This window comes from Nocardia sp. NPDC004582 (assembly GCF_053602115.1).
This window is the reverse complement of sequence record NZ_JBSGCY010000011.1, coordinates 1-23,515: the sequence shown is the minus strand read 5'-3', so window position 1 is coordinate 23,515 and position 23,515 is coordinate 1. Positions and strand designations below refer to the sequence as shown.

General features: G+C 69.3%; 25 protein-coding genes. 14 read left to right on the top strand and 11 right to left on the bottom strand.

Annotated elements, in window-relative coordinates; genetic code table 11:
• Positions 1-33: 33 nt before the first annotated feature.
• The 7 genes from ACWELJ_RS05700 to ACWELJ_RS05670 all read left to right on the top strand — a co-directional run bounded on the left by ACWELJ_RS05700 (position 34) and on the right by ACWELJ_RS05670 (position 5,089).
• Complete coding sequence (locus ACWELJ_RS05700; RefSeq protein ID WP_452365005.1) at positions 34-1,455, top strand: short-chain fatty acyl-CoA regulator family protein; 1,422 nt, start codon at positions 34-36, stop codon at positions 1,453-1,455.
• Positions 1,456-1,690: 235 nt separating this feature from the next.
• On the top strand, positions 1,691-2,083 hold the full coding sequence (locus ACWELJ_RS05695) for a hypothetical protein (protein ID WP_452365004.1): 393 nt from the start codon (positions 1,691-1,693) through the stop codon (positions 2,081-2,083).
• Complete coding sequence (locus tag ACWELJ_RS05690; protein WP_452365003.1) at positions 2,073-2,918, top strand: hypothetical protein; 846 nt, start codon at positions 2,073-2,075, stop codon at positions 2,916-2,918. The genes ACWELJ_RS05695 and ACWELJ_RS05690 overlap by 11 nt, the downstream gene beginning before the upstream one ends.
• Before the next feature lie 95 nt (positions 2,919-3,013).
• Positions 3,014-3,457 (top strand): roadblock/LC7 domain-containing protein, encoded by a 444-nt coding sequence (locus tag ACWELJ_RS05685; RefSeq protein ID WP_452365002.1) that lies wholly within the window; start codon positions 3,014-3,016, stop codon positions 3,455-3,457.
• Between the two features lie 23 nt (positions 3,458-3,480).
• Entirely contained in the window at positions 3,481-3,852 is a 372-nt protein-coding gene (locus ACWELJ_RS05680) for a hypothetical protein (protein WP_452365001.1), read from the top strand.
• Positions 3,853-4,102: 250 nt separating this feature from the next.
• Complete coding sequence (locus ACWELJ_RS05675) at positions 4,103-4,324, top strand: DUF397 domain-containing protein (RefSeq protein ID WP_452365000.1); 222 nt, start codon at positions 4,103-4,105, stop codon at positions 4,322-4,324.
• A gap of 48 nt (positions 4,325-4,372) precedes the next feature.
• Complete coding sequence (locus ACWELJ_RS05670) at positions 4,373-5,089, top strand: hypothetical protein (RefSeq protein ID WP_452364999.1); 717 nt, start codon at positions 4,373-4,375, stop codon at positions 5,087-5,089.
• Between the two features lie 25 nt (positions 5,090-5,114).
• Here the strand turns inward: ACWELJ_RS05670 and recG are convergent, their stop codons facing one another.
• Together recG and ACWELJ_RS05660 are read right to left on the bottom strand one after the other, a co-directional pair.
• Positions 5,115-7,382, bottom strand: coding sequence for an ATP-dependent DNA helicase RecG (gene recG, locus ACWELJ_RS05665; protein WP_452364998.1), 2,268 nt, complete (start codon positions 7,380-7,382; stop codon positions 5,115-5,117).
• Positions 7,383-9,110 (bottom strand): DAK2 domain-containing protein, encoded by a 1,728-nt coding sequence (locus tag ACWELJ_RS05660; protein WP_452364997.1) that lies wholly within the window; start codon positions 9,108-9,110, stop codon positions 7,383-7,385.
• Between the two features lie 283 nt (positions 9,111-9,393).
• On the opposite strand from ACWELJ_RS05660, the gene rpmB reads away from it, so the two are divergent.
• Together rpmB and ACWELJ_RS05650 are read left to right on the top strand one after the other, a co-directional pair.
• On the top strand, positions 9,394-9,585 hold the full coding sequence (gene rpmB / locus ACWELJ_RS05655) for a 50S ribosomal protein L28 (RefSeq protein WP_011210730.1): 192 nt from the start codon (positions 9,394-9,396) through the stop codon (positions 9,583-9,585).
• 85 nt (positions 9,586-9,670) lie between these two features.
• Positions 9,671-10,171 carry an N-acetyltransferase family protein gene (locus tag ACWELJ_RS05650; RefSeq protein WP_452364996.1) on the top strand — a complete coding sequence of 167 codons (501 nt, stop codon included), beginning with the start codon at positions 9,671-9,673 and terminating at the stop codon, positions 10,169-10,171.
• A gap of 15 nt (positions 10,172-10,186) precedes the next feature.
• On the opposite strand, the gene ACWELJ_RS05645 is transcribed toward ACWELJ_RS05650, so the two are convergent.
• The 3 genes from ACWELJ_RS05645 to ACWELJ_RS05635 are packed head-to-tail and all read right to left on the bottom strand — an operon-like array spanning position 10,187 to position 12,164.
• The gene (locus ACWELJ_RS05645; protein ID WP_379101722.1) at positions 10,187-10,444 is read right to left on the bottom strand and encodes a hypothetical protein; all 258 of its coding nucleotides are present in this window, start codon (positions 10,442-10,444) and stop codon (positions 10,187-10,189) included.
• A 35-nt stretch (positions 10,445-10,479) separates the two neighbouring features.
• On the bottom strand, positions 10,480-11,157 hold the full coding sequence (locus tag ACWELJ_RS05640; protein ID WP_452365057.1) for a uracil-DNA glycosylase: 678 nt from the start codon (positions 11,155-11,157) through the stop codon (positions 10,480-10,482).
• Between the two features lie 47 nt (positions 11,158-11,204).
• Entirely contained in the window at positions 11,205-12,164 is a 960-nt protein-coding gene (locus ACWELJ_RS05635) for a thiamine-phosphate kinase (RefSeq protein WP_452365056.1), read from the bottom strand.
• 188 nt (positions 12,165-12,352) lie between these two features.
• Here ACWELJ_RS05635 and ACWELJ_RS05630 point away from each other — a divergent pair, with 188 nt between their 5' ends.
• Positions 12,353-13,039 (top strand): DUF3515 family protein, encoded by a 687-nt coding sequence (locus ACWELJ_RS05630; RefSeq protein ID WP_452364995.1) that lies wholly within the window; start codon positions 12,353-12,355, stop codon positions 13,037-13,039.
• A gap of 27 nt (positions 13,040-13,066) precedes the next feature.
• Here the strand turns inward: ACWELJ_RS05630 and ACWELJ_RS05625 are convergent, their stop codons facing one another.
• The 3 genes from ACWELJ_RS05625 to ACWELJ_RS05615 all read right to left on the bottom strand — a co-directional run bounded on the left by ACWELJ_RS05625 (position 13,067) and on the right by ACWELJ_RS05615 (position 15,630).
• Positions 13,067-13,363, bottom strand: coding sequence for a DUF6191 domain-containing protein (locus tag ACWELJ_RS05625; protein WP_452364994.1), 297 nt, complete (start codon positions 13,361-13,363; stop codon positions 13,067-13,069).
• Positions 13,364-13,471: 108 nt separating this feature from the next.
• Positions 13,472-14,569 (bottom strand): D-alanine--D-alanine ligase family protein, encoded by a 1,098-nt coding sequence (locus ACWELJ_RS05620; RefSeq protein WP_452364993.1) that lies wholly within the window; start codon positions 14,567-14,569, stop codon positions 13,472-13,474.
• 65 nt (positions 14,570-14,634) lie between these two features.
• Positions 14,635-15,630: an NAD(P)H-dependent glycerol-3-phosphate dehydrogenase gene (locus ACWELJ_RS05615; RefSeq protein WP_452364992.1), complete on the bottom strand. Its 996-nt coding sequence runs from the start codon at positions 15,628-15,630 to the stop codon at positions 14,635-14,637.
• Between the two features lie 127 nt (positions 15,631-15,757).
• Here ACWELJ_RS05615 and cofC point away from each other — a divergent pair, with 127 nt between their 5' ends.
• From cofC to ACWELJ_RS05600, 3 genes are all read left to right on the top strand, one after another.
• Complete coding sequence (gene cofC, locus ACWELJ_RS05610) at positions 15,758-16,474, top strand: 2-phospho-L-lactate guanylyltransferase (protein ID WP_452364991.1); 717 nt, start codon at positions 15,758-15,760, stop codon at positions 16,472-16,474.
• A 62-nt stretch (positions 16,475-16,536) separates the two neighbouring features.
• On the top strand, positions 16,537-18,765 hold the full coding sequence (locus ACWELJ_RS05605) for an RNA degradosome polyphosphate kinase (RefSeq protein ID WP_452364990.1): 2,229 nt from the start codon (positions 16,537-16,539) through the stop codon (positions 18,763-18,765).
• Positions 18,762-19,730, top strand: a complete 969-nt coding sequence (locus ACWELJ_RS05600) for an NUDIX hydrolase (RefSeq protein WP_452364989.1) — start codon at positions 18,762-18,764, stop codon at positions 19,728-19,730. The genes ACWELJ_RS05605 and ACWELJ_RS05600 overlap by 4 nt, the downstream gene beginning before the upstream one ends.
• 231 nt (positions 19,731-19,961) lie before the next feature.
• On the opposite strand, the gene ACWELJ_RS05595 is transcribed toward ACWELJ_RS05600, so the two are convergent.
• The 3 genes from ACWELJ_RS05595 to leuC form a co-directional block, all read right to left on the bottom strand.
• Positions 19,962-20,606: an HU family DNA-binding protein gene (locus tag ACWELJ_RS05595; RefSeq protein WP_452364988.1), complete on the bottom strand. Its 645-nt coding sequence runs from the start codon at positions 20,604-20,606 to the stop codon at positions 19,962-19,964.
• 157 nt (positions 20,607-20,763) lie between these two features.
• Positions 20,764-21,372 carry a 3-isopropylmalate dehydratase small subunit gene (leuD, locus tag ACWELJ_RS05590; RefSeq protein WP_452364987.1) on the bottom strand — a complete coding sequence of 203 codons (609 nt, stop codon included), beginning with the start codon at positions 21,370-21,372 and terminating at the stop codon, positions 20,764-20,766.
• A 57-nt stretch (positions 21,373-21,429) separates the two neighbouring features.
• Entirely contained in the window at positions 21,430-22,854 is a 1,425-nt protein-coding gene (gene leuC, locus ACWELJ_RS05585) for a 3-isopropylmalate dehydratase large subunit (protein ID WP_452364986.1), read from the bottom strand.
• 135 nt (positions 22,855-22,989) lie between these two features.
• Here leuC and ACWELJ_RS05580 point away from each other — a divergent pair.
• Positions 22,990-23,515 (top strand): IclR family transcriptional regulator (locus tag ACWELJ_RS05580; protein ID WP_452364985.1); only part of this gene is annotated, 526 nt, incomplete at its 3' end.

The window sequence follows — 23,515 nt, the reverse complement described above, 5'->3', positions numbered from 1 at the left end:
TGTTTGCGAAGCCGAATCGGTACCATCCCCCACGTGCGCAAGATGTATGCGGGGGCCCGACTACGGCGGTTGCGCGAGGAACGGCGGATGACCCAGGCGGCCTTGGCCAAGTCTCTGGATCTGTCGCCCAGCTACCTCAACCAGCTCGAGCGTGATCAGCGACCGCTCACGATTCCCGTGCTGCTCAAACTGAATTCCACCTTCGACCTGGACGTGCAGTTCTTCGCCGCCGACTCCGACGCGCGGCTGGTCTCGGACCTGCACGAGATCCTGGTGGAGGCCGCCGGCGGCAATGCCGCGCCGGTGGCCGAGGTCGAGGATCTGGCCACCCGCATGCCCGAAGTAGCGAAAATCGTTGTGGCCATGCATCGCCGACTACGGGCCGCGACCGACCAGTTGGATCTGTTGTCCGCCAAGGTAGCCACCCCCACCGGCGCGCCCGGCGTCGCGATGCCCTACGAGGACGTGCGCGACTTCTTCTACGATCACCACAATCACATCGCCCAGCTGGACCTGGCCGCCGAGCGGCTGTTCGAGGAGAGCGGGCTGACCATCGGCTCCCTGGACCGCCAGCTGGCGCGGGTGGCCGAGGAGCGCGCGGGCGTCACCGTCCTGGTCCGCGGCGACGGGGCCGACCCGAACATCCCCAAGCGCCACTACGAACCCGAGACCCGCACCCTCACCCTGGCGCGGCGCCTGCGGCCGGGCCAGCGCGCCTTCCAGATCGCCACCACCCTGGCCTTCCTGCTGCACGGCGCCCTGCTCGACGAGGTGCTCGACGAGAACCCCGCCCTCACCGGCGAATCCCGCACGCTGGCCCGGATCGGGCTGGCCAACTACTTCGCGGGCGCGCTGATCCTGCCCTACGGCAAGTTCCTGCGCTCGGCCGAGGAACTGCACTACGACATCGACCTGCTGGGCCTGCGCTTCGAGGTCGGCTTCGAGACCGTCTGCCACCGCCTGGCCACCCTGCAACGCCAGGGGCAGCGCGGGGTGCCGTTCTTCCTGATCCGCAGCGACCGGGCCGGCAATATCTCGAAACGCCAGTCCGCCACCGCCTTCCACTTCTCCCGGGTGGGCGGCAGCTGCCCGCTGTGGGTGGTGCACGAGGCGTTCGACCAGCCCGGCCGGATGCTGTCGCAGGTCGCCTCCATGCCCGACGGGCGGCGCTACCTGTGGGTGGCCCGCACCACCGCGCCCACGCCGAGCGGATTCGGCGGCGCCGGAGGCGAATTCGCCATCGGACTGGGCTGCGATATCGAATACGCGGACCGCTTGGTCTATTCGCGCGGCCTGGAGCTCGAGGATCCCGCCGCGGCCGTCCCCATCGGAGCGGGCTGCAAGGTGTGCGAGCGTCCGTCCTGCGCCCAGCGCGCCTTCCCGCAGATCGGACGGCCGCTGGCGATCGACGAGCACACCAGTTCGGATCTGCCGTATCCCCGTATGCCCCGCTGAGGCCGCAGCGCCGGCGGCGAGGCTTGCATCGTGCTTGCCCTCATCCATTTTGGATATCCATTTCGCCCGATTGCATCAAATACCGAAAGGTATTAATACTGTCTAGTATTCTTGATCGCGCATCTGGAAAATCATGAGTTACCCGGATTAATCCGGCGTTTGCTCCCCATCCATCGCACATCCTGTGTAGCGTCTGGATTCGCTCGAAGATTCTCGGAACAAGCGGTGGGCGGCAGTGATCGGTATCGACGGATGCCTCAAACGCATCATGGACATTCCCGGTGCGTGCAGCGTCACCCTCGTGGACGGCGCGAGCGGGCTGGCCATCGCCGCCGCCGGTCGCCACGACGTGGTCGATCAACACGAAGATGCCGCTGCCGCAACAGATGTCGTGCGCTCGGTGCTCACTTCACCAGCCCTGGCCACCGGTCGTCCCGGCGACGACATCACCGAGATCATCGTGTGCGGAACCGGCGGATATCACCTGCTGAATTTGATCGACGGCGATTTCGACGGACGGCTTTTCGTGCACGTTCTCTTCGACGGCGACACCGGCAATCTCGCCATGGCCCGATACCAGCTGCGGATAATTCTCGCCGAATTCGCCGAGGATGATCATGGACAGTGAACTCGTCATCGAACTGCGGCGGCTGGAACAGCAACGCGGCACCGGCGTACTCACCGTGGGCGATGGCGCATTTCATCTCGTCGAGGGCGCGATCGTGGCCGCCGACTGTGGCCGCACCACCGGACTCGATCGCCTGGCGATAACCGCCGGGCTCACCGACGCCGAGGGCTGGCGCCGCGCCCGGTCCGGAACCCCCGACCAGTTACCGGCCGGCCCCCGGCTGGAAACCCTTGCGCTGCTGTCCGTCTTCGACGCCGCGTACCTGCTGCTGGCCGCGCCCGCCCGGGTGGAATTCCGCGCGGGGCCGCCGCACTGGCTGGCGCACGCCTGCCGGATCACCCCCGGCGCACTGATCCACGAGTGCGCGCGCCGCGGCGACCCGGCCGCGGGCGTATGGCCGGCGGACCTGGTGGATCGCGTCGCCGTGGTCCCGGTGCAACGGGTACGGCGGCGGCGAGTCGTCCTCACCGGCGGCCAAGCCGAGGTGCTCGCCGCGGTCGACGCCCGACGCAGCATCACCGGACTCGCCGAGGAGCTGGGCCGCACCACCTACGGCTGCCTGCTCGCGGTGCGCGAACTCACCACGGCGGGGCTGATCGAGGCGCCGGTCATGGTGGCCCTCGCCGACCACATCGGCGCCGTCACCGAACCGGACCGGCCACCGGGCGAACCATCCGCCGCCCCGGACGAGAACCCGGCCGCGGCAACGAATTCCGCCCCGCCGCTGCGCCGCCGGGTGCGGCAGGCCGCGGCGGTCGCCGTCCCCGACCGCTGGGAACCGCCCGACCGGGACGTGCTCATCCGGCTACGGGCGGCACTGGAGGAACTGGCATGACCGCGAACGGATAGGGAGGCGGCCTTGGAGGAGCTCGCGTGACCGCGCGGCGAAGGCGGCTCGGCGAATTGATAGGAAGGTTGACCAAAGTGGCGATGTCCGGCCCAGAACCGAACACGCAGGTACACACGGAGTTGAAGGCGCTGCGGGACCGGGTGCCGCAGTTGACCGGCACGCTGGTGGCGTCCACCGACGGGCTGCTCATCGCACACGATCTGCCCGCGCACATCGAGCCGGCGGGCATGGCGGCGCTCACCGCCGCACAGCTGTCGCTCTCGCATCGGCTCGCCGCGACCGCGCACGGCGGCGGCTTCCACGAGGTGGTGGTGCACGGCGAGAGCGGCGACGTCGTCATCTACGCCGTCGGCTGGACCGCCTCGCTCACCGTGCTCGCCGGGCCCGGCGCGAATATCGGCCGCGTGCACCTGGAATCGCGGCCCACCGCCCGCGCCATCGCCGACCATCTCGCGGCGGTCACCGGGGAGACCGATCCCGCCCCCGCGGCGCCGCCCGGAACACAGACTTCGAACCCCCAGTGAAACACCGATTGAAAGGAAACCCCATGTCCAACATGGATATCGCACTGAAGGACATGATGGTGATCGACGGCGCGATCGGCGCGGCCGTGGTCGACTACAACAGCGGCATGGCGCTCGGCATGCTCGGCAGCTCCAAGTCGCTGGACCTGCAGATCGCCGCCGCCGGCAACACCGAGGTGGTGCGGGCCAAGATGCGCACCATCGACCAGCTCGGCATCAAGGAGGAGATCGAGGACGTCCTCATCACCCTGAGCAACCAGTACCACATCATCAGGCCGATGACCGGACGGAAATCCAAGGGCCTGTTCCTGTATCTGGCCCTCGACCGCGGCCGCGCCAACCTGGCCATGGCCCGCCACCGGCTCAAGGGCATCGAGGAAGACCTCGAGGTGTGATCGGTTCCGCGCCGAACCCGGGCGCCCGTACGGGCGGATGCACCGAATCCCGTACGGGCGAACACCATTCTGAATCCCCAGGACGGGTCACCGTTCTGACAGCCGATATCGGGCACACTTCCAGCACCGAGCCGGTAGGGTGAACGGCGTCAGCCGATGCCAGACGGCGTTGTCCCGCATCGAGGACCCCGGCTGCTCTTCTTCGCCTCGCGTCCGAACCCGACTGTGAAAGGACGAAGGGAACCCGCCCATGACTACCAAGGCAGATCTGCCGGACGGACTGTTGATGCGGACCAGCACCGCCGCCGGCCCCAACGGCAGCTGCGTGCAGGTCGGCTACTGGCCCGGCCGCGGCATCGTGGTCGCCCACAGCAAGGAGGGGCGCAACGGCGCGGTACTGCTCTTCACCGTCCGCGAGTGGGAATCCTTCATCGAAGGCGTCAAGGCCGACGAATTCCCCGCCGCCGTTTAGCCCGGCGAATGGGACGTCCACGCCGCGGACGGGCTAGGTTCGGTGGCTGTGGCGTTCGAATACCGGGTCGGTGACATCCTCGAGCTGTCCTGTCCGTTCACCGCGGCACGGGTCACCGAGCTGACGGCGGACCAGGTCCGTGTCGAATGGCCCTGGTGGGCCGACGATCCCGATGGCGACGGCTGGAACGGCGTGGTCACGCTGCCGACCGGACCCGGCGCCGCCGGATGGGCATACGAACTGTTCCGAATCCGGCCCGCCGACGGCGAACTCGCGGCCGACGCGCCCTGCCGGGTGGGGATTCCACCGACCCTGATCCGGGTGACCGGTCTGCGCGAGCACGAACCGCCGCGGGCGACCGGCCGGCTGCCCCGGCCGCGCCGCGAGATCGCCTACCTGCCTGCCGGTCTCACCGGCGAGCCGGGAGCGACCGATCAGGAACCGGTGTTCGACCCCGACGACGGCATCCCCCGGACCGTCGAATTGCGTTTCCGCCCCTACGCTTTCCTCGAGCCCGGCGACGAGGTCGCCGACTCCTCCGGCCGCGCGTGGCGCTTCGGCGGGCCCTGGGACTGGCAGCCGTTCGGCCCGGCCGACGGCGGTGCGCCCAGCTGGCCGCTGATGCTGCTCACCCGCGACGGCGACAGTGACGACGCCGCCGCGGTGGACGTCACCGAGGCCACGCTGTCCGGTTCGCACGAGGAGGAGATGGCGCGGTGGCGCGAACTCGCCGGGCTGGCCCCGACCGACGCCCCCGCCGAGTAGAGCGACGCCACCGCCGGGCAGCGCGTCAGGACTTCGCCAGATACTCCAGGCGTTCGCCGTCCACGGCCGCGCGCATCATGCTCGCCAGGCCGGGATGGCGCTTCAAGCCCGGATCCGAGGACACGATCTCGCGCGCCACTTCCTGTGCGGCGGTGATGACTTCGAGGTCGTCCAGCAACGACAGCAGGCGCAGGCTGCGGGCGGTTCCGGACTGGGCCGAACCCAGCACATCGCCCTCGCGGCGCTGCTTCAGATCCAGGACCGCGAGTTCGAAACCATCGGTGGTGCCCGCGACCGCCTCCAGACGGGCCATGGCCGTCCCCATCGGATTGGTCTCGGTGATCAACAGGCACAGGCCCGCGTGCTTGCCGCGCCCGACCCGGCCGCGCAGCTGATGCAGCTGGCTGACACCGAAGCGATCCGCGTCCACGATCACCATGACGGTGGCGTTCGGGACGTCGACACCGACCTCGACCACCGTGGTGCAGACCAGCACATCGATCTCGGCGTCGTTGAAATCCCGCATGACGCGGTCCTTCTCGTCCGCGGGCAACCGGCCGTGCAGCAGGCCCACGCGCAGATCCTTGAACGGTCCCGCCGCGAGCATCTCGTACATGTCGACGGCGGAATGGGTGGTGGGGCCTTCCTTCTCCTCCTCGGCTTTCGCCTTGCGGCCCTTGCCCTTCCCGTTCTCCTCCTCATCGCCGATGCGCGAGCACACCACGTACGCCTGCCGCCCCTGCGACACCTCCTCGTGGATGCGCTCCCACGCGCGATCCACCCACGCCGGTTTCACCTTGGCCGGAACGACTTTCGAGGTGATCGGGGACCGGCCCCGCGGCAGCTGGGTCAGCACCGAGGTCTCCAGATCACCCAGGGTGGTCATGGCGATGGTGCGCGGAATCGGGGTCGCGGTCATGACCAGCAGATGCGGGCTGGCCGCGCCTTTCGCCTTGGCGCGCAGGGCATCCCGCTGCTCCACGCCGAAGCGGTGCTGTTCGTCGACCACCACCATGCCCAGGTCGAAGAACTCCACATTGTCCTGGATCAGGGCGTGGGTGCCGATCACCAGACCGGCGTCACCGGTGACCGCGTCCAGCAGGGCGGCCTTCTTCTGGCCCGCCGACATGGAACCGGTCACCAGCACGATCTTGGTGGCGTTCTCGTCCGCGCCCAGCTCGCCCGCCGTGCCCAGATCGCCGAGCATCTTCGACAGCGACCGATAGTGCTGGGCGGCAAGGACTTCCGTGGGCGCGAGCAGCGCGCACTGCTGACCGTTGTCCACCACCTGCAGCATGGCGTGCAGGGCCACGATGGTCTTGCCCGAACCCACCTCGCCCTGCAGCAGCCGGTGCATGGGATGCGGACGCGACAGGTCCGCGGAGATCTCGTCGATGACCGCGCGCTGGCCCTCGGTCAGTTCGAACGGCAGCCGCTTGTCGAAGGCGGCGGCGATGCCGTCGGTGCGCGGCGGGCACGGCTTGGCGGTGCGGCCCTCGGTCTGGTGACGGCGCTCGGCCAGCACCAGCTGCAATGCCATCGCCTCGTCGAAACGCAGCCGGCCGCGGGCGGCCTCGATATCGGCCTTGTGCTCGGGTAGGTGGATCAGGCGCAGCGCGTCCGACACCGGCAGCAGGGAGTGCTCGGTGCGCAGCGATTCCGGGAGCGGGTCGTCGATCGGGTCCAGCTGGTCGAGCACCTGCCGGATGCAGCGCAGCAGATCCCAGCTCTGCACCTTCGCCGTCGACGGGTAGACCGGGATGAACTCGCGCTCGAAGAACGAGACATCCACTCCCCCGGCGCCTTTCGCGGTCTGCGCCAAGCCGCGCAGCGCGCCGCCGCCGCGCACCGAGGTGAGGTTCTCGATCGACTCGCCCTGTTCGGGCAGGATCAGATAGTCGGGGTGCGAGAGGTTCCAGCGGTCCGGCCGCCACCAGTGCACGGTGCCCGACATCATCGCCCGCACACCGTCTTTCACCAGATAGCGGACCTTGTCGCCATTGAAGAAGGTGATCTCCACCGGGCGCGGGCCGCCGGTGTCCAGGTTCACCTTGAGCAGGCTGCCGCGACGGTTCTTCATCGGGCGCAGATCGGTTTTGGTGACCCGGCCCATCACCGTGATGTGCTGACCCTCCTCCGGCTGCTCCTCGGTGAGCGGCTGCCCCTGGGTGGCGTAACGCAGCGGATAGTGCCGCAGCAGATCCTCGACGGTCTGCATGTCGAAATGCTCCTGCAGCGATTCCGCCGCCTTCACCCCGAGCACGTGATCGAGCCGATCAGCCAGCGTCGCCATCTATTCCACCCCGATCTGCACCAGGTCACCGGCCTGACCGCCCGGGTACACCACCACTTCCACGCCCGGGAAGCCGGCCGCCACATGCGCGGTCAAGTCGTCGGAAAGCCCTTCGGGCGCATCGCCGCCCAGGAGCATGGTCACCAATTCCCCACCCAGGCCCAGCATCCGGTCCAGCAGCGTACGACCCGCCGCCCGCACATCGGAATCGATGACCACCACATCGTGGCCGGCCAACCCGAGCCCGTCCCCCGCCTCGCACATCCCCACCATGGTCAGCGCCCGCTCCGGCGCCACCCGCAACGCCCCCCACCGGGTCCCGGCCGCCGCCTCCGACATGGCGAACGCGTCATCCGCCGCGACCCGCCCCACATCATGCATCGACAGCGCCGCCAGCCCCTGCACCATCGACCCGCACGGCAACATCAACACCTCCCGCTGCCCATCACGCGCCGCCACACTCACCGCCACCAGCTCATGCGCGGGCAACGCCCCGTTCGGCAACACCAGCACCTGCCGCTGCGGCACCGCCCGGATGGCGTCGAGCAGTACCTCCGACGTCACCGCGCCGTCCAAGACGACAGCCCCGGCATCCTCGAACAAGCGCACCGCCCCGGCCCCGGACGCCACCGCGAGAATCGCGCGATCGGCCTTCCCCGCCGGCGCATGCCCGGAATCGTCGAGGATCTCGATCCGAATCCCACTCACCGCCCCCGCGACCAGCCCGGCCTCGACCGCAGCGCCCGCATCCCCGCAATGCACATGCGCGGACCAGGTTTCGGCCCCATCGCCCACGACCACGACCGAATCCCCCAACACCCCGAGCCGATCCCGCAGCTCGCCGATCCGCGCTTCCTCGGTCCCGCGCACCAGGAACATCACCTCGTAGTGCGGAGCGCCACCCCCGACCGCGGAGCGCGGCGCGGGGGTGCCCGAATTCGACACCGCGGGCGCCGAACAGTTCGCGTGGACCGAGGCCGCGGGTTCCCGGCGCCGCGCCTCACGGTCCGGCATCCCTTCGGGCGCGCCCCTCCGATAGACCGGCCGCGCGGGTGCGTTCCCGCCGGCCGCCACCACCAATTCGTCCAGCAGCACGAGCAGTCCGCGCGCCCCCGCGTCGACCACCCCGGCCTCGCCGAGTACACCCAATTGGGTCGGCGTCTCCCCCAGCGCCTTGACCGCGCCGTCCGCCGCCGCCAGCGCCACGCTCAGCAGATTCCGCTCCGAGGCGTCGGCCGCACGCTCGGCGGCCCGATCCAGGACGGTGAGCATGGTCCCCTCGACCGGCGAACTCAGCGCCTCCCGCACCAGCCGCGCCGCCTGCCGCAGCGCCACCCGCAACGCCCGCTCGGTCAGCGGCCCCGCGGCCACCGCGTCCGCGATCCCCCGCAGAACCTGCGACAGGATGATCCCCGAATTCCCGCGCGCCCCGATGGTCGCCGCGCGCGCCATGGCCGCCGCCACCGTCCGGGCCGACAGCCCCCGATCACCCGATGGCCGATCTGTGGCCGCTACCCGGCCGGCGTCCTCCGCCCCCTGTACGGCGGCCCGCATGGTGGCGAGCAGGTTGGTGCCGGTGTCGGAGTCGGCGACGGGGAAGACATTGAGGGCGTTGATCTCGTCCCGGTGGCGTTCCAGGGCGGTGAGGGTGAGGCGACCCCAGTTCAACAGGGCCGTTCCGTCGAGCGCGTCCGCTACCCCGGGCACCGTCACCGTCCTTCCGCTCACGTCGTGAAATCCCGTCGCCAGCCTAGTCGGGGCAACCGACACCGCGCCGCCACCTGGCGTTCGTACACCCCGGAGGGGGCCGGCGGCGGGGGCTGATTGGACACGCCCGGGACGGGTTGGCTACTCTTGGGCGGTTGCCTCACGCAGGCACGGTCCTGCTCGCTCAGGCATCGGCATGCGTTCACCGGCTCTCAGCCGGTAGGTACGGTCCAAGACATTAGGCTTTCGGACACGCTGTACATCGTGCAGCGGGTCCCTCTATGACATGAAGGAGCTCGCGACTATGGCTGCCGTCTGTGACGTCTGCGCCAAGGGCCCCGGCTTCGGTAAGTCGGTTTCGCACTCGCACCGGCGCACCAACCGTCGCTGGAACCCGAACATCCAGACCGTGCGCGCCCAGGTTGCCCCCGGCAACACCCGCCGCATGAACGTCTGCACCTCCTGCCTGAAGGCGGGCAAGGTCGTTCGCGGCTGATAAGCGCTTTTCGTCGGAAGCCCCGGCACCCAGAATGGGTGAACCGGGGCTTTCGCCGTTTCAGGGACGCGACAGGATGGGAACCATGGGTGAGTGGCGGGTCCTTCCCCTCGAACCGAAGTACGTCTACAGCATGTCCGAATGCCATATCGCGTGCTGGCGGGAGGCGTATCGGGGACTGGTGCCCCAGCATGTGCTGGACGCCTTCGATGTGGACCGGCGGGCGGCCGCGTGGGGGAAGATCCTGTTCGAGTACCCGGGCCGGATCCGGGTGGCCGTGCTCGACGACGGCACCGTGATCGGCTTCGCGGGCAGCGGCGCGAACCGCGAGGAAGCACCGACGGCGGAGTACGAACTCAGTGCCCTGTACGTGCGCGCCGCCTACCACGGCACGGGCGTGGCCCACGACCTCATGCGCGAAGTGCTGCCGGAGACCGGCGATATCGCGCTGTGGGTGTTCGAGGAGAACCCGCGCGCGCGAGCCTTCTATACGAAATACGGCTTCGAACCCGACGGCGAACGCCGAGTCGAAGCCTTCTCTCCCGCAATGCAAGTGCGGATGGTGCGCCGGGCCGCCCCGAACTGAGCCCGGCGCCGCGGCTCAGGCCGCGCCGTTGAGGCAATCCACCTGCTGGCTGATCGACTGCAGCAGGCACGCCGTCCGCGAGGTGACGTTGGACGAGAGTCCACTCACGCTATTGGTGTCGAGCAGGCTGCCGACGGGTGTGACCGAGGTGGTGGACTCGGGGACGTAGGGGTCCAGGGTCAACGGCTCGGCATTGGCGATGGCCGGGGCCGAGGCCAACGCGGCACCCGCGGCCAAAGCGACGAAAACACCACGGGCAGTCTTCTTCTGCATATACATGCTCCTGAATCAGATAATCGGGCTCAGCGCTACGGCAGACGCCAGTCCACCGGCGCGGCCCCCAGGGTACCCAGCAATTCGTTGGTTCGGGAGAAAGGCCTGGATCCGAAGAATCCTCGCGAAGCCGACAGCGGTGACGGATGGGCGGATTCGATGGAGGGAGTGTTGCCCAGCATCGGCTTCAGCGTCGACGCGTCGCGGCCCCACAGGATCGCCACCAGCGGCTGATCGCGGGCGACCAGCGCGCGAATTGCCTGCTCGGTCACCGCTTCCCAGCCCTTGCCGCGATGCGAGGCCGGCTGGCCCGGCTGCACGGTCAGCACCCGGTTGAGCATGAGCACGCCCTGATCGCACCACGGGGACAGGTCGCCGTTGGACGGCATCGGCAGGCCGAGGTCCTTGGTCAGCTCGGAGTAGATATTGGTCAGACTGCGCGGAATCGGCGAAACATCCGGGGCCACCGAGAAACTCAGGCCCACCGGATGCCCCGGAGTCGGATACGGATCCTGACCGACGATGAGGACGCGCACCTTGTCGAACGGCCGCTGGAAGGCCCGCAGCACGTTCTCCCCCTTCGGGAGATAGCCACGCCCCTCGGCGTTTTCGGTTCGCAGGAATTCGCCCATCGCGGCGATACGGTCGGCCACCGGTTCGAGGGCCTCGGCCCAGCCCGTATCGATGACTTCCGACAGTGGTTTCGCGCCCATGTCGGGAAAACTTATCGTGTCGAGTTTCATCGCGGTATCGGACCCGGCTATGCGAAGGAATCCCAACCGGCAGGTCCGGATCGGGCGGAGCCGTCGACGGTCACGCCCGACCCCGCGACAACCCGGCCGACGCGCCGCCAGCCCTCCGGCAAATCACCCGAATCGGCGAAAGTCGCGGCGAAGGCGTGGTCCTCGCCACCCGCCAGAATCCAGTCCAGGGGGCTGACGCCCAGCGCCTTGCCGACCGCCTCCAGCTCCGGATCGGCCAGGGCGGCGGCATCCAGGTCGATGGCCACCCGCGAGGATTCGGCGATATGCCCGAGGTCGGCCAGCAATCCGTCCGACACGTCGGTGAGCGCGGTGATCTCCGCGGTATCGGGCAGCTCCAGCACCGCCTCGTACGGGGGCCGCGGAACCCGGTGCGCGGCAACCACATCCGCGAACTCCGTCGCCGCGTCCGCGAACCCCGGTTGCCCGGTGGCGCCCGCGGACAGCACGGCGAACCCCGCGCCCGAATGCCCCAGCGGCCCGGCCACCGCCACCACATCGCCCGCCCGCGCACCCGACAGCTTGATCGGCGCGCGACGCGGATCCCCGAAGGCCGTGACGCTGATGATGATCAGCGGGCTGCGCACCATGTCCCCGCCCGCGATGGACGCCCCCGCGCGCCCGGCCTCGGCCCACATCCCGTCGGCGAGCGCGCGCACGAATTCCACCGGCGTCTCGGCGGGACAGCCCAGCCCCACCACGAACGCGCTCGGCACCGCGCCCATGGCCACCACGTCCGCGGCGTTCTGGGCGATGGCCTTGCGGCCGATCTCGTGCGGGCTCGACCAGTCGGTCCGGAAATGCCGGTCCTGCACCAGCATGTCGGTGGTCACCACGAAGCGGCCCTCGGGCGCCGCGATCACGGCGGCGTCGTCGCCGGGTCCCAGCAGCACGCCCGGGGTGTGGGTGCGCCCCGCGTTCACCAGCGCGATGAGCCCGAACTCGCCGAGCTCGCCCACGGTGCGGGCGGCCGGAACGGACTGCGGATCGCTGGCGGTGGTGATGGCGGTCTCCTTCGGAGCGAGTGTGATGCGGGCGGCCGATCGCTCGACGGTACCCTCGAACCCGCAATCGACGACCAGCAGCCGGGCAGCACACCGCGAGGACGCGCGCACCCGGCACGGCACGATCGGGGATCGACGACCGGATGAGCAACGACACCCGCGGCACCGAACCGGACCACAGCGACGCGGCGGCGCCCGACGCCCTCGACGGCACGGCGGCCGAGACGCCCGCCACCGAGGCCGACCCGGCGCCGGAGTCCGCGACCGCCGGGGACTCCGACGCCGACTACGAGATGCGCCGCTCGCCCGCGCTCATCGCCACCGCCGTCGCGCTGCCCGTCGCCCTGGTCGTCGGACTGCTCGTCCTGGGCGTGCTGGCCAACCGGCACCACAGCCGCGACCCGCTGGCCCTCGGTTCGGTGCCCGCGCCCGCGGCCGCCGGACCCGAATGCGCCGCGCTGCTCCCCGCCCTGCCCGACAAGATCGGCGACTACACCACCGCCGAACTGGTGCAGCCCGCCCCGCCCGCCACCCACGCCTGGCAGCTGCCCGACGGCGGCGACGCCATCGTGGTGCGCTGCGGCCTGGACCGGCCGCTGGAATTCACCAAGTCCTCGCCGTTGCAGGTGGTGAACGGGGTCAACTGGTTCGAGCTGCGCGACCAGACCAGCGGCGTCACCTCCGGCACCTGGTGGGCCGTGGACCGCGGCACCTATGTCGCGCTGACCATGCCCGACAATGCCGGAGCGACTCCGCTGCAGGAGGTTTCGGAGGCCATCAAGAAGGCCATGCCGGACAAGCCGATGGACCCGAACCCGATCCCCAACTGACAGATATATAGGGAGAAGGCCGGTCGCTCAGAGCTTGCGGAGCGTGGCCTTCCCGGCGGTGAGGTCGATCCCGGGTCCCTTGTCGCCGTCGCCCGGATTCTCCCGGTGCATGAGCACCGACTGCCGCTGTTCCATCTCCAGCCGCTTGCCGGAGCTGAAGGCCGCGTCGAACTGTTCCAGGCCGATGGCCGCCGCGCCGCGGCCGTCCTCGCCGCGCATCCACGGCAGCGCGGTGCGCCCGGTCAGCTTGCGATAGGCGACGTCGGCGCAGGCCACCGCGATGATCAGCAGGGCCAGGCCGGGAATCGTGAGGGCGACGAGCACACCGTCGAGGCTACGCGCGCACCGCGCTCCCGGCGTCGTCCCGCGGTCGCACGCGAACGGCCCGGTCCATCATCCGAATTGATGAACCGGGCCGTCGGCGGTGAGGGGTCAGCGCAGGCCGGTGCCGCGGGCGCGGGCGGTCTCGATGAGGGTGCTCACCAGGGTCCGGTTGTCGATCCCCGCGGCCTCCCACATGCGCGGGTACATGGAGATCGAGGTGAAGCCGGGCATGGTGTTGATCTCGTTGATGACCGGCCCGTCGGCGGTCACGAAGAAGTCGACGCGGGCCAGGCCCTGGCAGTCCAGGGCGCGGAAGGCGCGCACCGCGAGCTCCCGGATCTGCTGGGACACAGCGTCGTCCAGCTTGGCGGGGACGTCGAACTCGCAGACGTCGTCGAGGTATTTGGTGTCGAAGTCGTAGAAGTCGGGGGCCTGCGCGTCGTCCTCGGGCATCCGGATCTCGGCCACCACACTGGCTTCCACCCGGCCGTCCGGGAATTCCAGCACGCCGCACTCGACCTCACGGCCGACGATCCCGGCCTCCACGATGACCTTCGGGTCGTGGCGGCGCGCCTCGGTGATGGCCTCGTCGAGGCGATCCCAGCTGTCCACCTTGGTGATGCCGATGGAGGAGCCGCCGCGGGCGGGCTTCACGAACACCGGCAGGCCCAGGCGATCGCGGTCGGTCTCGGAGACGGTCGCGACGCCGGGGCGCAGCACGATCTGCACGCCGATCGGAAGCCCCTCGGCCGCAAGCAGTTTCTTGGTGAATTCCTTGTCCATGCCGGCCGCGCTGGCCAGCACGCCCGGACCCACGTAGGGCAGTTCTGCCAGTTCCAGCAGACCCTGCAGGGTGCCGTCCTCACCGAACGCGCCGTGCAGCACCGGGAACACGATGTCGACGGCGCCGAGCACGGTCTGCGCGCCGTCCAGCGGCACCAGCGCGCCCGCGCGCGAGGGATCCGCGGTCAGCGCCAGCGCGGTGCCCTTGTCGTCGACCATGGGTAGCGCCCGATCCTGCGCGGACAGCGTCCGCGGATCCGCGTCGCCGAGCACCCAGGTGCCGTCCCGCGTGATGCCGATCGGAACCGCCTCGTAGCGTTCGGGATCGAGGCTCGCCAACACGGTGCGCGCGGACACACACGACACCCCGTGCTCGTTGCTGCGGCCGCCGAACACCACCGCCACCCTGGTCCTGTTGGTCATGCCCCGAACCGTACCCGGTCGATTGTGGCGGCAGTGTTACGCGGTCTCCCCGAGCGGGGGGCGGCTCACTCGGACTTCAGGCGGCGGCCCTGCAATTGCCCGACCGCCTCCGCGGCCGAGAGACCCTCGTGGCACACCTGATGCACCGCGTTGGTCAGCGGCATCTCCACCCCGTGCGCGGCGGCCAGCGCCCGCACCGATGTGCAGGACTTCACACCCTCCACGACCTGGCCATGAGTCGCCTCCAGCGCGGTCTCCATGGTGCCGCCCGCGCCCAGCGCGTGCCCGAAGGACCGATTGCGCGACAGCGGCGAGGTGCAGGTGGCCACCAGGTCACCGACACCGGCCAGCCCGGCGAAGGTCACCGGTTCCGCGCCGACCGCCACCCCGAGCCGGATGATCTCGGCCAGCCCGCGCGTGATGAGCGTGGCGACCGAGTTGTCGCCCAACCCCATGCCCGAGGCGATGCCGCAGGCGAGCGCGATGACGTTCTTGCACGCCCCGCCGATCTCGCAGCCGATCACGTCGGAATTGGTGTACGGCCGGAAATAGCCGGTGGCACAGGCGTGCTGCACCGCCTCCGCGCGCGCCACGTCCGGGCAGGCGATCACGGTCGCGGCGGGCTGCCCGGCCGCGATCTCGTGCGAGAGGTTCGGGCCCGACAGCACCGCGATCCGGCTCGGGTCCGCGCCGGAGACCTCCGCGATCACCTGGCTCATCCGCAGCAGCGTTCCGGTCTCGATGCCCTTGGCCAGACTCAGCAGGGTGGCGTCGGCCGGAATCAGATCCTTCCAGGCCGCGAGATTGGCGCGCAGCGACTGCGACGGCACCGCCAGCACCACGATGTCCGCCCCGTCCAGCGCGACGGCCGGGTCATCGGTCGCGGCCAGCGGCGGCAACACCACCTCCGGCAGATACCAGGGATTTCGATGCTCGGTGGCCACCGCCTTGGCCACCTCCGGCCGCCGAGCCCACATGGTGGTCTCGGTTCCCGCCTCCGCCAACACCTTCGCGAACGCGGTCCCCCATGACCCCGCTCCCAACACCGCTGCCCTAGCCATCCCACAAATATATGCGCGCGCACCCGGGAGCCACGGCGTTGTCACCCGGGAGCCACGACGTTGTCGCGTCTCCCCGAAATTCGACGCCGCTCACGCGCCCGTCATCTTGGAGTGGGAGGATTCGGGCATGCACCCGTCCGTGCACGCGGTCATCGCGGTCAAGAGCCTGGGGCTCGCCAAGAGTCGGCTGGCCGATGGGCTGGCGCCCGAGTACCGGCCGCGGCTGGTGCTGGCCATGCTGGCCGACACCGTGACCGCCGCGGCGACGACGCGTGGCATCGCGTCGGTGACCGTGGTGACGCCCGATCCGGCCGTATCGGATCTGGTTCGTGAACTCGGCGCGGCGGTGCATCCCGAACCCGAGGTGGTCCCGGCGCACATCACCGGGCTGAACGCGGCGCTGGCCGCGGGCGCGGACGCGGTGCGGCGGGCGCACGGTCCGGTCGATCTGCTTGCCCTGCAAGCGGATCTGCCCGCGCTGCGCCCCGCCGAACTGGCCGAGTTCCTCGCGAGCGCCGGGCATCGGCGGTCGGTGGTCACCGATCACGAGGGCAGCGGCACCGTCGCCCTGCTGGTGCGCGGCGACGGCGACGATCCGACGCATGCCGCGCTGAACCCGCTTTTCGGCCCGGACTCCGCCCGCCGTCATATCGCCGGGGGCGCGGTGGAATTGCTAGGCGATTGGCCCGGATTACGCCAGGACGTCGATACCGCCGCGGACCTCGAGCGCGCCACCGCGCTCGGCGTCGGGCCAGCCACCGGCGCGCTACTCCGAGAAATCGGCGTGTCGCAAGCGTGTCACGAAACCGGGAACAGGTGCCGGGCCGAATCGTCACTGTCCTGACGCAGCGTGATCTGCACTGCACTGGACAGTGTCAGAACGACACGGCACCCACGACATAAGGAATGATCGTGAGAGTGAGCGATACGGAAACCGTCAAGCAATCGCCGCTACTACCGGCGGCGCCGCCCGCGGCAACCCCACCGCCCACCGCGATACCGCCGCTGCCGGCGGACCGGTACGTGAACCGGGAACTCAGCTGGCTCGATTTCAACGCCCGCGTGCTCGCGCTCGCCGAGGACCGGTCCCAGCCGCTGCTCGAACGAGCCAAATTCCTCGCCATTTTCGCGTCGAATCTGGACGAGTTCTACATGGTGCGCGTCGCCGGGCTCAAGCGCCGCGCCGAGACCGGTCTGTCGGTGCGGTCCGCCGACGGCCTGTCCCCCACCGAGCAGCTCGAGATGATCGCCGTGCGCACCCAGGAGATCGCCGCGCGGCACGCCCGCGTCTTCCTGGACCAGGTGCTGCCCGCGCTCACCGCCGAGGGCATCGACATCATTCGCTGGGCCGACCTGGACGACAGCGAAAAGCAGCGTCTGTCCGGATATTTCCAGGACCAGGTGTTCCCGGTGCTGACCCCGCTGGCGGTCGACCCGGCCCACCCGTTCCCCTACATCAGCGGCCTGAGTCTGAATCTCGCCGTGACGGTTAAGGATTCGGTGACCGGCGGCGAGCATTTCGCCCGCGTCAAGGTGCCCGACAATGTGGACCGCTTCGTGCGGGTCCGCCGCTCCGGCGCCCGTGAATCCGGTGCGGCGCAAGGCCCGTCCGGTAATGCGCAGGGCCCCTCCGGCAGTGCGCAGGGCCCGTCCATGGCCGCCTTCCTCCCCATGGAGGAGCTGATCGCCGCCCACCTGGATCAGCTGTTCCCGGGAATGGAAGTGGTGGAACAGCATTCGTTCCGCATCACCCGCAATGCCGACCTGGAGGTCGAGGAGGACCGCGACGAGGACCTGCTCCAAGCCCTCGAACGCGAGCTCGCCCGCCGCCGCTTCGGCTCCCCGGTGCGGCTGGAAGTCTCCGACGACATGACCGAGCACATGCTCGATCTGCTGCTGCGCGAACTCGACGTCGACCCCGCCGACGTCATCCAGGTGCCCGGCCTGCTCGACCTGTCCTGCCTGTGGCAGGTCTACGGCGTGGACCGGCCCAACCTCAAGGACGCCCCGTACGTCCCGGCCACCCCGCCCGCCTTCGGCGAACGCGAAACGCCCCGAAACGTTTTCGCCGCCCTGCGCGAGGGCGACGTGCTGGTGCACCACCCCTACGACTCCTTCTCCACCAGCGTGCAGCGGTTCATCGAACAGGCCGCCGCCGACCCGCAGGTACTGGCCATCAAGCAGACCCTGTACCGCACCTCCGGTGACTCCCCCATCGTCAACGCCCTGATCGACGCCGCCGAGGCGGGCAAACAGGTGGTGGCGCTGGTCGAGATCAAGGCCCGCTTCGACGAGCAGGCCAATATCAAATGGGCGCGGGCGCTGGAGCAGGCGGGCGTGCACGTGGTCTACGGCCTGGTCGGGCTCAAGACCCACTGCAAGACCTGCCTGGTGGTCCGCCGCGAAGGTGCCACCATCCGTCGCTACTGTCACATCGGCACCGGGAATTACAACCCCAAGACCGCGCGCCTGTACGAGGACGTCGGATTGCTCACCGCCGCACCGGAGATCGGCGCCGACCTCACCGACCTGTTCAACTCGCTGACCGGCTATTCGCGAAAGGCCAACTACCGCAACCTGCTGGTGGCGCCGATCGGCGTCCGCGCCGGGATCATCGAGCGGATCGAACGCGAGATCGAACTGGCGCGCGAGGGCGCCGACGCGCGAATCCGGGTGAAGGCCAACGCCATCGTCGACGAACAGGTCATCGACGCGCTGTACCGGGCCTCCCAGGCCGGGGTGCCCGTCGAGATCGTGGTGCGCGGCATCTGCGGCCTGCGCCCCGGCGTGCCCGGTATGAGCGACAACATCCAGGTGCGCTCGATTCTCGGGCGCTACCTGGAACATTCGCGGGTGCTGCACTTCCAGGCGCAGAACGAGTACTGGATCGGCTCGGCCGACATGATGCACCGCAACCTCGACCGGCGCGTGGAAGTGCTGGCGCAGGTGAAGGATCCGCGCCTGTGCGACCGGCTCGGACAGGTGTTCGACTCCGCCACCAACCCGGCCACCCGCTGCTGGGTGCTGCGCCCCGACGGCAGCTGGCAGGCCCAGCCCGGCCCCGACGTGCCGTCCGACCAGATTCGCGACCACCAGGAGTACCTCATGCGGCTGCGTCGTCCGGACCGCCAGTGACCCCATTCCACAACGACCCCGCCGACGAGTACACCGACCCCCCGGTCAAAGCCAATATCCTCGCGGCGGGGGCCGTGCTGTGGCGTCATGCGCCCGGACACGGCGCCGGGGCCATCGAGATCGCGCTCGTCCACCGCCCCAAATACGACGACTGGTCGCTGCCCAAGGGCAAGCTGGATCCCGGTGAGACGCCGGTGATCACGGCCGTGCGCGAGGTCGCCGAGGAAACCGGTCTGGCCGCGCGGCTGGGCCGGTATCTGGGCCACGTGACGTATCCGGTCACCGGTCACCGCAAGCTCAAACGCGTGGATTACTGGGCCGCCGAGGTGCTCGACGGGGAATTCGCGTCCAACACCGAGGTCGACGTCCTCGACTGGTGCCGCCTGGACCGGGTGATGGACGCCCTGTCGTATCCCATGGACCGCACTATCGTCCGCAATTTCCTGCGCCAGCCCGCCGAGACCGCCACCCTGCTGCTGGTCCGGCACGCCAAGGCCGGGCGCAGCGACCGCTACGCCGGCGACGACGACCTGCGGCCGCTCGAAAAGGCCGGTCGCGCACAGGCTCGCGCCCTGGCGCCCAACCTGCTCGCCTTCGGCGCCGCCGAAATCATCTCGGCCCCACCGCTGCGCTGTGTCCAAACCGTGACCCCGCTGGCCGAGAAACTGGGCGCCGATATCGAACTGGAGCCATTGTTCTCCGAATCCGGTTACGCGGCAGCACCCGATGCCGCCCGCAAACGCGCCCGCGACCTGGTCTCCGCCGACGCGGTGCGGGTGATCTCCAGTCAGGGCAAGGTGATTCCGGATCTGCTCGAGTGGTGGGCCGCCGAGGACGGGGTGAGCCTGCCACCGGCCCGCAACCGCAAGGGCAGCGTGTGGGTGCTGTCCTTCCACGGCGGCCGCCTGGTCGCCGCCGACCATCTCGACCGCATTCTCGTCCCTGTCGACCGACCCCAGGGCTGACCGGGTCATCTGTCGTCCGGCGGCCGCCCAGAACCCTTGGAACGCCGCCGTACCGGCCATTGTCCGGCCGAATCCACCCGGCGGACGGCCGATTCCGGCCCCCTACCGGCCCCCATCGGTCCCCCACTGCGCGAAAACATGGCCCGGACATGCGAAACGGCCCGGCGATGCCGGGCCGTCTCACGTGTCGTCCTGCTCGAAAACCCCCGTCAGCGACGGGTTGTCGCCGGATTAACGGCGCGCGGTGCGCTTGGCGGCGGTCTTCTTGGCGGGAGCCTTCTTGGCCGCCTTCTTGGCCGTGGTGGCCTTCGAGGCGGTGACCTTCTTGGCAGCCGTGGTCTTCTTGGCAGCCGCGGCCTTGGCCGGAGCCTTCTTGGCGACCGTCTTCTTCACGGCGGCCTTCTTGGCGACCGCCTTCTTGACGGCGGCCTTCTTGGCGGGAGCCTTCGACGCCGCCTTCTTGGCGGTGGTCTTGGCCGGAGCCTTGGTGGCGGCCTTCTTCACCGTCTTCTTGGCGGTGGTCTTCTTCGCACCGGCCTTGCCCGAAACCGGGGCGGCCACACCACGCTTCACGGCCGGGCCGCTCGAGGCGATCTTCTGCTTGCCCGCGATGATCGCCTTGAACTGAGCACCGGGACGGAAGGCCGGGACCGAAGTCGGCTTCACCTTGACGGTTTCGCCGGTGCGCGGGTTGCGAGCGACACGCGCCGCGCGCTTCCGCTGCTCGAAGACGCCGAATCCCGTGATGGTGACGCTCTGACCTTTGTTCACAGCACGCACGATCGTGTCGACCATCTGCTCGACAGCTGCAGTAGCGGTGCGCCTGTCAGTACCCAACTTCTCGGTCAGAACATCGATCAGTTCCGCCTTGTTCATTGAATCCTCCGCAGACTAATTGGCCCGTCGTCGGACCGACTAGGTACCACGGTAAACCCTTTCGGGGCAAGAGTCTATGTGCCACGCGGAAATACATGACGCATGGCACACGCTCAGCTACCTGGTTTGAGGGCGTCCAGCTAACGCCCATCAATGATTACGTCTGCGAAATACGGGCCGGAATGGTTGCGGGTTTCCAAGTCGGCCTTGCGTTTTCGAACTGGCTGATCTCGTCGCCGTGGCGGAGCGTGAGACCGATGTCGTCCAGGCCTTCCAGCAGACGCCACCGCGTGTAGTCGTCAATATCGAACGGCAACACGACGGTTCCGGCCGACACGGTGCGCGCCTCGAGGTCCACCGCCAATTCCAAACCCGGCTGTTCCTCGAGCAACTTCCAGAGCAATTCCACATCGCTCTGGGCCATCCGGGCCGTCAGAAGCCCGTCCTTGCCCGCGTTCCCACGGAAGATGTCGGCGAAGCGAGACGAGATCACCACCCGGAAGCCGTAGTCCTTGAGGGCCCAAACCGCGTGCTCACGTGAGGATCCGGTCCCGAAATCCGGACCGGCGACCAGGACACTACCCCGGTTGTACGGCTCGGTGTTCAGAATGAAGTTCGGATCCGTCCGCCATGCCGCGAACAGACCGTCCTCGAAACCCGTTCGGGTTACGCGCTTCAGATAGACGGCCGGGATGATCTGGTCGGTGTCGACATTGGATCGGCGCAACGGAACACCGATCCCCTTGTGGACCTTGAAGGCTTCCATCGTTGTTTCTCCTGAGTCAGTGGGGGCAGCGGCATCTGGGCCGCTACCGGCGGGCGATCAGTTCAGATCCGCAGGTGAGGACAGGGTTCCGCGCACCGCGGTGGCCGCCGCGACCAGCGGCGAGACCAGGTGCGTCCGGCCGCCCTTGCCCTGGCGCCCTTCGAAGTTGCGGTTCGAGGTGGCGGCACAGCGCTGACCGGGGGAAAGCTGATCCGGGTTCATGCCCAGGCACATCGAGCAGCCCGGCTGACGCCATTCCGCGCCCGCGGCGGTGAAAATCTCGCCCAGCCCCTCCTTTTCCGCCTGCAACCGCACCCGCATCGAGCCGGGCACGATCAGCATCCGCACCCCGCCCGCGACCTTGCGGCCCTTCAGGATGTCGGCCACCGCGCGCAGATCCTCGATCCGGCCGTTGGTGCAGGAACCCACGAAAACCGTGTCCACGGCGACGTCCCGCAGCGGGGTACCCGGCGTCAGGTCCATGTATTCCAGCGCCTTCTCGGCGGCGGCGCGCTCGTTCTCGTCGACGATCCGCTCCGGATCCGGCACCGAGTCGCCCAGCGGCGCACCCTGTCCCGGGTTGGTGCCCCAGGTGACGAACGGGGTCAGCGTGGACCCGTCCAGGTGCACCTCGGCGTCGAAAACCGCGCCCTCGTCGGTCTTCAGGGCGTCCCAGGCCGCCACGGCGGCATCCCAGTCCGCGCCCTGCGGGGCGTGCGGACGGCCCTTCAGGTACTCGTAGGTGACCTCGTCGGGGGCCACCATGCCCGCCCGGGCGCCGGCCTCGATCGACATGTTGCACATGGTCATCCGGGCCTCCATGGACATGGAGCGCACGGCCTCGCCGCGGTACTCCAGCACATAGCCCTGACCGCCGCCGGTGCCGATCTGCGCGATGACCGCCAGGATCACGTCCTTGGAGGTGACGCCGTGGGGCAGCTGACCGTCGATATTGATGGCCATGGTCTTGAACGGGCGCAGCGACAGCGTCTGCGTCGCCAGCACGTGTTCCACTTCCGAGGTGCCGATACCCATCGCCAGCGCGCCGAACGCGCCGTGGGTGGAGGTGTGCGAATCACCGCACACCACCGTGGTTCCCGGCTGGGTCAGGCCCAGCTGCGGGCCCACCACGTGCACGATGCCCTGCTCGACATCGCCCATGGGGTGCAGGCGGACACCGAATTCCTCGCAGTTCTTGCGCAGCGTCTCGACCTGCAGGCGCGAGACCGGGTCCGCGATCGGCTTGTCGATGTCGGCGGTGGGGACGTTGTGGTCCTCGGTGGCGATGGTCAGATCCGGGCGGCGGACCGGGCGGCCCGCGGCGCGCAGGCCGTCGAAGGCCTGCGGGCTGGTGACCTCGTGCACCAGGTGCAGATCGATGTAGATGAGATCGGGCTGGCGGTGCTCGCCCTCGCCTTCGCCGCGCACGACGACATGCTCGTCCCAGACCTTCTCCGCCAGAGTGCGTGGCCGGTCGGCCATAGCTCCATCACCTCTCGATAGACATTCCCGTGCCCGGGCTGGTGACACGGTGGCTCGCGTCCGCGGTCGGGGAGCGGCGGGTTTGCCGCGCAGGCAATTTGCATTTCCCAACATGCGAGACGCTAATATCGTTCTATGAGACAGCATAGCGGTATCGGGGTTCTGGACAAAGCCATGGCCGTCCTGCACGCCGTAGCCGAGCAACCCTGCGGCCTCAACGAGCTCTGCGCCCGCACCGGCCTGCCCCGCGCCACCGCGCATCGCCTGGCCGTGGGCCTGGAAACGCATCGCATGCTGGCCCGCGACAGCCAGGGTCTGTGGCGACCGGGCCCGGCCCTGTCGGAACTGGCGACCACCGCCAGCGATCCCCTGCTCGACGCCGCCTCCTCCATCCTCCCGCGCCTGCGCGAGATCACCGGCGAGAGCGTCCAGCTCTACCGCCGCGACGGGAACGCGCGCGTCTGCGTGGCCGCCATGGAACCGGCCGCCGGCCTGCGCGACACCGTGCCCATCGGCGCGCGGCTGCCGCTCACCGCCGGCTCGGCCGCGAAAGTGCTGCTGGCCTGGGCCGACCCCGAATCGCAGCGGACCATCCTGCCCGAGGCGGTGTTCGGCGAGCGCGCGCTGGCCGAGGTCCGCCGCCGCGGCTGGGCGCAGAGCG

What these genes read in the sequence shown, in the direction of transcription:
- recG (WP_452364998.1), bottom strand. Translation starts at nt 7,382, where the DNA reads ATGGCGACGCTGGCTGATCGGCTCGATCACGTGCTCGGGGTGAAGGCG.
- leuD (WP_452364987.1), bottom strand. Translation starts at nt 21,372, where the DNA reads ATGGAAGCCTTCAAGGTCCACAAGGGGATCGGTGTTCCGTTGCGCCGA.
- ACWELJ_RS05615 (WP_452364992.1), bottom strand. Translation starts at nt 15,630, where the DNA reads ATGGCTAGGGCAGCGGTGTTGGGAGCGGGGTCATGGGGGACCGCGTTC.
- ACWELJ_RS05685 (WP_452365002.1), top strand. Translation starts at nt 3,014, where the DNA reads ATGTCCGGCCCAGAACCGAACACGCAGGTACACACGGAGTTGAAGGCG.
- ACWELJ_RS05680 (WP_452365001.1), top strand. Translation starts at nt 3,481, where the DNA reads ATGTCCAACATGGATATCGCACTGAAGGACATGATGGTGATCGACGGC.
- ACWELJ_RS05690 (WP_452365003.1), top strand. Translation starts at nt 2,073, where the DNA reads ATGGACAGTGAACTCGTCATCGAACTGCGGCGGCTGGAACAGCAACGC.
- ACWELJ_RS05645 (WP_379101722.1), bottom strand. Translation starts at nt 10,444, where the DNA reads ATGCAGAAGAAGACTGCCCGTGGTGTTTTCGTCGCTTTGGCCGCGGGT.
- ACWELJ_RS05640 (WP_452365057.1), bottom strand. Translation starts at nt 11,157, where the DNA reads ATGGGCGCGAAACCACTGTCGGAAGTCATCGATACGGGCTGGGCCGAG.
- ACWELJ_RS05620 (WP_452364993.1), bottom strand. Translation starts at nt 14,569, where the DNA reads ATGACCAACAGGACCAGGGTGGCGGTGGTGTTCGGCGGCCGCAGCAAC.
- ACWELJ_RS05630 (WP_452364995.1), top strand. Translation starts at nt 12,353, where the DNA reads ATGAGCAACGACACCCGCGGCACCGAACCGGACCACAGCGACGCGGCG.
- ACWELJ_RS05650 (WP_452364996.1), top strand. Translation starts at nt 9,671, where the DNA reads ATGGGTGAGTGGCGGGTCCTTCCCCTCGAACCGAAGTACGTCTACAGC.
- rpmB (WP_011210730.1), top strand. Translation starts at nt 9,394, where the DNA reads ATGGCTGCCGTCTGTGACGTCTGCGCCAAGGGCCCCGGCTTCGGTAAG.
- ACWELJ_RS05675 (WP_452365000.1), top strand. Translation starts at nt 4,103, where the DNA reads ATGACTACCAAGGCAGATCTGCCGGACGGACTGTTGATGCGGACCAGC.
- ACWELJ_RS05595 (WP_452364988.1), bottom strand. Translation starts at nt 20,606, where the DNA reads ATGAACAAGGCGGAACTGATCGATGTTCTGACCGAGAAGTTGGGTACT.
- ACWELJ_RS05605 (WP_452364990.1), top strand. Translation starts at nt 16,537, where the DNA reads ATGATCGTGAGAGTGAGCGATACGGAAACCGTCAAGCAATCGCCGCTA.
- leuC (WP_452364986.1), bottom strand. Translation starts at nt 22,854, where the DNA reads ATGGCCGACCGGCCACGCACTCTGGCGGAGAAGGTCTGGGACGAGCAT.
- cofC (WP_452364991.1), top strand. Translation starts at nt 15,758, where the DNA reads ATGCACCCGTCCGTGCACGCGGTCATCGCGGTCAAGAGCCTGGGGCTC.